Annotated in this window: 6 protein-coding genes; 2 read left to right on the top strand and 4 right to left on the bottom strand. The window is 50.9% G+C overall.

Features of this window, described 5'->3' with window-relative positions:
- Window positions 1–1,276: 1,276 nt before the first annotated feature.
- A complete protein-coding gene (locus tag ACR0MV_RS21530) occupies window positions 1,277–1,690 on the bottom strand; it encodes a hypothetical protein (protein ID WP_480703713.1) in 414 nt (137 codons plus the stop codon).
- A gap of 739 nt (window positions 1,691–2,429) precedes the next feature.
- On the opposite strand from ACR0MV_RS21530, the gene ACR0MV_RS21525 reads away from it, so the two are divergent.
- The gene (locus tag ACR0MV_RS21525; RefSeq protein WP_480703712.1) at window positions 2,430–3,545 is read left to right on the top strand and encodes an AAA family ATPase; all 1,116 of its coding nucleotides are present in this window, start codon (window positions 2,430–2,432) and stop codon (window positions 3,543–3,545) included.
- A gap of 106 nt (window positions 3,546–3,651) precedes the next feature.
- Here ACR0MV_RS21525 and ACR0MV_RS21520 read toward each other — a convergent pair whose 3' ends face one another.
- Genes ACR0MV_RS21520 through ACR0MV_RS21510 form a run of 3 tightly spaced genes read right to left on the bottom strand, consistent with a single transcriptional unit; the run spans window position 3,652 to window position 6,782 of the window.
- Window positions 3,652–3,942 carry a LysR substrate-binding domain-containing protein gene (locus tag ACR0MV_RS21520; RefSeq protein ID WP_480552866.1) on the bottom strand — a complete coding sequence of 97 codons (291 nt, stop codon included), beginning with the start codon at window positions 3,940–3,942 and terminating at the stop codon, window positions 3,652–3,654.
- Window positions 3,943–3,945: 3 nt separating this feature from the next.
- The gene (locus tag ACR0MV_RS21515) at window positions 3,946–5,013 is read right to left on the bottom strand and encodes a hypothetical protein (RefSeq protein ID WP_480703711.1); all 1,068 of its coding nucleotides are present in this window, start codon (window positions 5,011–5,013) and stop codon (window positions 3,946–3,948) included.
- 44 nt (window positions 5,014–5,057) lie between these two features.
- Entirely contained in the window at window positions 5,058–6,782 is a 1,725-nt protein-coding gene (locus ACR0MV_RS21510; RefSeq protein ID WP_480703710.1) for an amidohydrolase, read from the bottom strand.
- Window positions 6,783–7,107: 325 nt separating this feature from the next.
- On the opposite strand from ACR0MV_RS21510, the gene ACR0MV_RS21505 reads away from it, so the two are divergent.
- A complete protein-coding gene (locus tag ACR0MV_RS21505; protein WP_480703709.1) occupies window positions 7,108–8,067 on the top strand; it encodes a helix-turn-helix domain-containing protein in 960 nt (319 codons plus the stop codon).
- The last annotated feature ends 165 nt before the right edge of the window (window positions 8,068–8,232 follow it).

Here is an 8,232-nt window from a genome sequence, read left to right as displayed (position 1 = left end):
ATGTCTTCGTCCGAGTATCGCTTCCGAGCCATCCCTTGTTCCCCCCTCTCGACCAAAGTAGTGGCCCAATTTTACGGGGCAAAGACATGACCGCTCTAAATGAGCCAAATCAACTTTATCTTTGCGGGGAAAAGCTGATTTGTAATCAGTAGGTCCGCGGTTCTTATCTTACCTTTCAAATAATGCACCTTAATCGAATGGTTGAAAACGATCTAACCTGTTGTTTTAATAAGGTGAATGTTGAGGGGCTCGAATATTCTACAAATACGGCTTAACTGACGGTCCTTACAAGGACCTAGGTGTATCGCAACGTTTCGGTCAGAGGCCTGCTGAGCGGAGCCATGCGTAGCTCAAGCGCAGCAGGCCGGTTGAAACGTCGGTTTTGAACCAACCGCCATATCCATGGTGAAGCTTGATTGCACACAAAGATGACAATCTTTCGCTTGGCGCCTAGTCGGTTAGCATTTCGAGAGCTATCGATCTGTTGTAAGGTAAGCGCTAGCTGAGCGAGCCAGTCATATTTCCTGTGTTCTGTGGGCTCCCGCAAAGCGCTCGTATGAGCATCTCACCATTCCACAATTGTTTGCTCGACGAGACCTCAAGTAGCGCGAAGGTAGCTTACGAACAATTTTGGCGCGATTTAGGTCAGTAGTTTCACGCTATGCATCTTGCGCTCGACGCGGTTTTTGCGGCGGTATCCACTCCGTCGTCGTCTGAGGGCGCGGCCCAGCTACTTTGAGGCGCACAGAGCTGCGTTGCAGGACCGCCTCAGTGCTCCGCTGTTGGGATAGGGCCGTGCAATTGGCATTCGACCAAGGGCGTAGCGGACTGCCTGCGCCAACGGCGACTTTCCTGAGGTCCGGAAGCAATGAATGTAAGGTCACCCATTCAATTTTGTGGAATGCGCTTGGATTTGCGCCTCCGATGCCTCCGGCTTTGAAGCTCAATCTGTACTCTCAATTGGTTGCTCCAGCCAGCCCAACTCTCTAGCTAACTGGCGCCAGGATTCTGAACAGTCAGCGCTGGGAAGCTGAAACTTTAAGTAGGCCCACGTTTGTAAGATAGAGCGAATTTGAGACGTTGGGTCATATGGAACACAATAGGAAAGCTCGAATATCTGCTGTTTGACCCCATGCTCTAGATAGCCAGAAGGGTATTTCGCCTTGTTGGCGTGCGAAAGATTGCTCCAGTCCCAAAGTAGTCGATATGCGGAGTCAACAAAGATCGGCGTTTCATCGTTCTGAATTGCGTTGAGTAGGTCTGCAAAGCAGACCAGTTAAAATTCGTAGATAGCAACTCCGAAAAAATGACAGGCGGCTGTTCGGTCGTTTCTTTTCTCATAGCTGCCATTGCTCCAGCGTGCAGCGAGCCTTAGCATCCTCGCCATTGAGAACTCTGCTGGGTCTACGGCACAACCAAAACTTGGTTCAAACTCTTGTCGTTTTGCTTCTTTAGTTGGTTTCTTGGGTTGATCTCTGAACGAAGCAATTTGAACACCCTTAGACACAACTACTGGGCGCATAAGCAACGCTCCCCAGGTACACTTATCCCCGACAATAGCTGGCGCTAGTTCCGCGAGCACACCGTTGACGTTGATGTTTCCTTCGTTTCTGCGCACGCGAGCCACGATTGCAGCGGCCGCATCCCGCAATGCTTGAGCATCGGTTGCGATTACAGTTTCTTCTTTCATACCCTCTATCCTTGGCTGCCATATCAGCGTGGCCCTCGGCTGTAATGGGAAGGATTGAAGCAAACGTCTTAGTCGCAGAAGCTATGCAGATCCAATTTGGGCCAAGGACTCTGAACAGCGAGAGGTCGGCCGGCAAGACTCACAAGGATCGGCGTCGGCACCGCGGACATGCCTCAAATTGGGATGCGTGTGCAAGTCAGTTTTCTGAGAATTGTATTACTGTCAAAAAAAATGTGGAAGGTTCCGTGAACTTCGCGCAAACTCTTTCTTTTATTGAAAAATCTGTCTTGACGACTTTAACAGTCTATTGCACATGATTTTTGTTATGAACCAAACAAGCACCAACCAGTCGCAACGAATATCGGCCTGATCTCGGATCAGAACGATGGAAGTGCGCAGGTGCGAGTGAGGGCTTTATATTCCCTTTAGCGGCAGATTACCGTGGATCTGTGGGTTCGAGTCCCACCACTTCTACCAACTTTAGGAGTGAGAAATGCTAAGAGTCGTCGTTTATGTCAACAGCACAGCAGTAGCCGAAGCGCGCGCTGGAAATATGTCAGAATTGGCGGACATCTCCGACTATCGTGTGCGAACGAAGGAGTATGGGGCGCCACGACTAGGAATCCCTGAATCCGAAGCGAGCGGCGATATCATCGGGCACCCACGGCGCACATCCGTGTGGGGGCTGGTCCGAAAAATCTGCGATGTCGCTCTAAATGAGGGCGAGTAGAGAACTGCTATGAAGACTGTCAAACTCCTACTCGCCACGGATCCCAACCTTGAAAAAGGTGCCATTACGCACCGGCTCACAGAATATCTGATAAACTTGCGCAAAACGCGGCTGGCCAAAGAGACCATCGGAGATGATGTGCACTCGGCTGATCTCGGGGGAAATGAGTCTGATAAAGTTGTGTGCGAACTATCCGATGGTGCTCTGCTAACTTGGGATGACAAGCGACGCATCAAAAGCCGAGTGCAAAGCGTCCTGCAACACAGGACTGAAGCCTCAGGTCTTGGGCACCTCTCGGAGAAAGAAATCCAACGACTACGACCACTGATGAATGAGGTTCGTTTGGTGGAGCCGAGAGACGAGCATTGGGTGGACGAGACAGTATCTGCATTACATGAAGAAATGCCGTGGATGTCTGCCGCCACCAATGAGGTTTGGCAAGCATTGCGGCGTATCGTAAGCACCAAAGATACAATCCAACTGCCGAATCTGTTGCTGATTGGACCGCCAGGAATTGGTAAATCGGTGTGGGCCAGAAGGTTGTCCGAACTACTCGAAATTCCCAGATGCGAGATCGATGCCAGCTTGGGTGGAGTAGGCTTCAGTGTTGCGGGAACGGAAAGAGGTTGGTCGTCAGCACAACCAGGGAGGCCGCTTGAAACGATCCTCCAACACCGCGTTGGAAATCCTCTGATCGTCGTTGATGAAATCTGTAAAGCGCAATCAGGTACTTCAGATAGTGGGGCCCATCACGCATTCTCGGATTCATTGTTGAGCTTTCTTGAACCTGCGACAGCTGTGGCTTGGGAGTGCCCGTTTTACCGAACCAAGTTTGATATGTCTCATATCTCGTGGGTGTTGACTGCAAACGATGTTTCTCGTGTGCCAGATCCTTTGGTTAACCGATGCACCGTGATTGAGTTGCAAGCACTTTCAAGTAGTCAGCTAAAGGGGTTTGCACGCTATCAAGCCACTCGAAAGGGTTTGTCGAAGGATTCACTGGATGCAATTGAGTGGGTGATCGAACACTCTATGGATGAGCGAGGACTCTATCTGAGCCTACGCAATGTTAAACGGATGCTGTTCCGCGCTGAAACTCTAGAGAGCCGGTCAGTATACCATTAACTTTTGTGAGACCCAGAGGTTGATTGTTTGAGGCAAGATCACTGAAAATTAATGCGAACGGCCACAATGCGCAGAAAGCTGACTTTGCAAAGTCGAGCTGACGGCCCTAGACATTTGGTCGACGTGCGGCCTTATCGAAAACGCGAACGATCCAATCGAGGAAAACCCGGACGCGCGGTGAGAGTTGTCGGTTTTGTGGGTAAAACGCAGCCAGCTGGGTTGGGGATGGCGGCGTATCCGGCAGGACTTCAACAAGACGACCATCTTCCAAATCTTCCAGAAAACGATATCTGGGCGCTTGAGTCATCCCGAACCCGTTTCGGGTCAAATGATGCACAGTGTCAGCGTCGTTTGCGGTAAAGGACTCTGTCGCTCTGGCGGCTTTCTGCGCGCGAATTTCTTATTGTATTTTCAAGGCCCGTGCTTCGCCCGCCAGAGACACGTATTCGCGCACCGCAATGATATCTTCTGGCGAGGTTAAGTGCCCAGCCTTTAGAAGGTCGGCAAGCAGCTTGGCTTGGCTCCAGTCTTCACGGCCTCCGAATTGACGAGCAACAACCGGGGCAATCGATGGTTCATTGTGCAACACCGTCGCAACAGCGCCTCGAACAACATTTTGCGTATCTTCATCCCCGGAAAGACTGTGAATTGCGAATGCCTCAACAATCAGTTCCCGGTTTTCAAGCGGAAGTGTCACATCTGCCAAGTAACGCATCGACAACTCAGCAGCGGCGCTTGGCCCACCATGCTCTACAAAAGCGGTAGCGAAGGCACCGAAGGCAGGACCCGGCCTTGTTGAATAGACTTTAAGCCCTGCTTGCAACGGCCGTTGGATGTCACTGTCTTTAGAAAGACCAAGTAGAAGAACCTGTATCGGTAAGAGTGTCGGATCAGAGACGGCATACAATCCAGAGGTGATCGCTTCCGCTGGGATGCTCAGTCCAAGATTTTTCAACGTCCCATATTCCACACGGTCAAGTTCACGAAGCGCCAACTGGTAAATACGAATGTCGGTGTGGCCCAACAATGCGCCAAAAAAAACTAACCGGTCATTCTCATCCCCTCCACGCCAGTCCTCAATTCGAGCGATGATTTGATCAAAGACTGCGATCAATTCTCCGTCGACAAGTGCAAGTCTTGTCCAAGCACCGTACTTCTCTCGCCCGAAAATTGCGTAAGCGTTCGGATTTTTTCCAAGCCTCTGAATTGCGGTTGCGTCCACGCGCTGAGGGATATCAATATCTTCGGGCGTTGCGCCAATTGCTGCAATCGGATCATACCGCAACGGATCATTTGGATCTTCGATAACAGGAACTGCCAGTGCAATTTCCTGACTGCGTAGTAACTTGTCCACCACCGTGTCTTGCGGGATGTAATTATGAAATGCACAGGCGAACGCAGTCGTAGCGGCCATGACGACGGACAATACTGCGCCTGATAGGGCTGCAATAAACAGACGTTTTATCATCTTGACCTCCCAAGAATGATTTTGTTTGTCATGAGGCGATCCAATCACGCCGCGTTGGTCTCTTTGCCTTCCAGCCAGGTTCCACTTACTTTGATGTTTTCTATTTGCATTGGGTCAACAGAAGTCGGGTCGTCTTCAAGAACCGTGAGATCAGCGTATTTCCCGACCTCCAAACTCCCCGCAATGTCATCCATATGCAGTTGCCAGGCCGCATGCGTCGTAACACCTTTAAGTGCTTCTTCTACTGGAATACGCTGGTCGGGCGCGAAGACTTCCCCACCGTCTGCCATGACTCTGGTCACCATGTCTTGGATGCAACGCAGAGGACCTAACGGCGATACCGAGTAATCGCTGTGCATTGAGAACGGGATGCCTTTTTCAACGGCTGTGGCGGCGGCATCGTAGTACTCGACCCTTTCTGGACCAAGTAGATCATCTCGGAACGCCTTGCCCCACCATCGAATATGGCCGGACAGGTAAGTTGGCGAAACACCGAGTTCCTTCATCTTGTCGTACTGCTCAGGATGGCCGACGCTGCAATGCTCAATCCGGTGCCGATGATCGTCGCGCGGGTTCTCCGCCAATACCTGTTCGTACACGCGTAGTACTAGATCTATAGCCGCATCCCCGTTGCCATGAACGGCAAGAGAAAAACCATCCCCATGTGCCCGTTTGACTACCTCGTATAGTTGGTCTTCCGTGTAGTTGAGTGCTCCACGGCTGTCCGTGCCAAGGTAGGGCTCGCGCAAGTAAGAGCTGTAGGCCTGCGTTGCGCCATCTGACCACGCCTTCATCTTGGCAACGCGCATCTTGTCGTCGCCGTAGCCCATACCGATTCCGTTTTCGGCCCAGTCGTCCATCAGGGTTGAAACTAGAAAGGCGCGCGTCCGCACCGGCGCGCGATCCTTGATGCGTTCAAATAATCTGAGGTCTTCTATTCCTTTGTTTTGACCGACGCTTGGATCACCAAAGGTGGTAATTCCGACCTTGGCACCCGAGTTGAAAAAACGGAGTGTTCGCGCCTCCATATCCTCATCGGTCAGTTGTTGGGCAGCGTTTAGAAACGGGCCAAAAGTCGGGAGCTCTTCCAAGCGACCAGTGAGTTCCCCTTTGTCGTTTTTAACGTAGCGAGCCGCGACTGGATCCGGGGTGTTCTCGTCGATTCCAACGATTTTGAAGGCAAGTGAATTAGCATAAGCTGCATGACCACTTCCTTCCAGCAACAAGAACGGGTTGTTGGGAGCGATGCGGTCCATATCTTCAAGAGTGAACTGTCGTCCGCCGGGGGTCACGACGCCGTCATAATCAGCGGCCAGAAGCCAGTCGCCTTCTTTCAACTTGGCGGCACCTTCGTTCAGTTTTTGCATTACCTCGTCGAAACTGGCTACTTCGGTCGGACTTATAATAATGAAGTCGTCCTTGACCACCGAATATGAATGCGCGTGGCTGTCGATCATGCCAGGCATTAGGGTTCTGCCGTCAAGATCAATGATGCGTGTCGTGCTGGAAGTCAGCGCGTCGATTTCATCTTGGCTACCAACAGCGATGATCCGCCCATCACGGACTGCCAGCGCTTCTGCCTTCGGGTTGGCGGTGTCCATCGTAAGGATGCTGCCGCCACTGAAAATCACGTCTGCTGCATCAGATTGGGCAATAGCTGTTCGATAGGGAAGCAAAAGAGCCCCCACAGCAGCAAGCGACCCGGTTTTCAATACATCACGCCTGTCCGGCCGGAAAGCGGATTTGTAAGGAAGCAATGGGGCTTTCATACTATTTCTCCTTATATTTCAATACTATTTCGATGTTCTTGGTGCGCAATCGACCCAATGTGTTTGGAGTTTGAAGTAACGAAGACACCTCTAGTCCGCGAGATCGCGGCATTTTTTCACCTAACGGATTGCAAAAAATCTGGCTCCGAAATCCTTTGTTCGGCAGCCCCAATCCGCTTCGCTTTCGACAATATTTCGGGAACAGCTTATTTGGTTAGGCGAAATTCTCGCGATGAAATAGTATTCAATTTATCCGGTGTACTAATTTTTTAAGACCGCGCACTAAGTTTGGACCTATGGGTTTCACGCATCTTGGAGAGTTCTAATGCAGTTGCGACCGATAAAGAGTTTTGCACAACACTTCACGAATGCGCCGGTTCGAGAAACAGAACTTGTACAGCTGGGTCCTGGCGACATCAATTTAAAGGACTGTTGGATCTATGGAGAAAACAGTTTTGTAAATACCGCGTCCAGTGAAGCCCGGTCTTCTTGGACAGTGCTCGGAAGGCAGGATTTGATGGCACTAATGTTGCCACTTTCTTGGGACGGGGATTACCGCGTAAATGGTTGGTACTCCGATCCAGGTGATTTCTATCTGCTCGACGGGGAGTACGAATACTGCAATGTGGGTCAGGATCGGAAAGTGCTGTTCATTGCTTTCGAGCGCCGCCGAATGACGAGAGAAGTCGCTTCCTTAAGCAGGCGCACCTACGATGAGCTACCCAAAGGGCACAGCAAGTTTCAAATTGGTCTAGCGGCGGCTGAGAATCTATCAAAGATCGCTGGCCGAGCTTTCCAAAATGCTTCACCTCTTGATCAAGGGGGGCGGCGATTTGGAATGAGCCGCGGAGTAGAAAGCGAATTTTTTGCTCAGATCGCGCAATGGATATTGTCGTTGAACCTACTTTCCGATGGTACACATGTTCTAGACAAGGCAGCTTTCAAGAATGTTAGGTTGGCGCGGGGCGCGATCACACGTATCCCTGCGGACCAACTAACGATCTCAACTCTGTGTCGAGTTGCTGGTGTGGGGCGAAGCCAACTTCACGAGAACTTTGTCGAGATTTTTGGTGAATCGCCTTGGCAATACATATTGAAGCGACGTTTGACTTCTGTCCGAGAGCATCTCCTAGACGTTGTATCAACACCAAGGTCGGTCAAGGACACAGCACTCATGCATAGCTTCTTTTCTGGTGGCCACTTTGCGAAAGAATACCAATCAATGTTCGGAGAGCTACCGTCTGAGACATTAAAAAAGACACTGACCGAAAAATCTCAACTTTGATTAGATTGACCTCGGTTTTGCTTGTCTATTCGCGTTAGGCAGTGAAAATCAGCGAGGCGACTATTCAAGCCGGCTGTCTTTGCCCCGTAAAATTGGGCCACTACTTTGGTCGAGAGGGGGGAACAAGGGATGGCTCGGAAGCGATACTCGGACGAAGACATTCTG

The sequence above is a fragment of the Ruegeria sp. BC3 genome, from assembly GCF_056539265.1.
The sequence above is the reverse complement of the archived record's forward strand: the minus strand, read 5'-3'. Positions and strand labels throughout refer to the sequence as shown.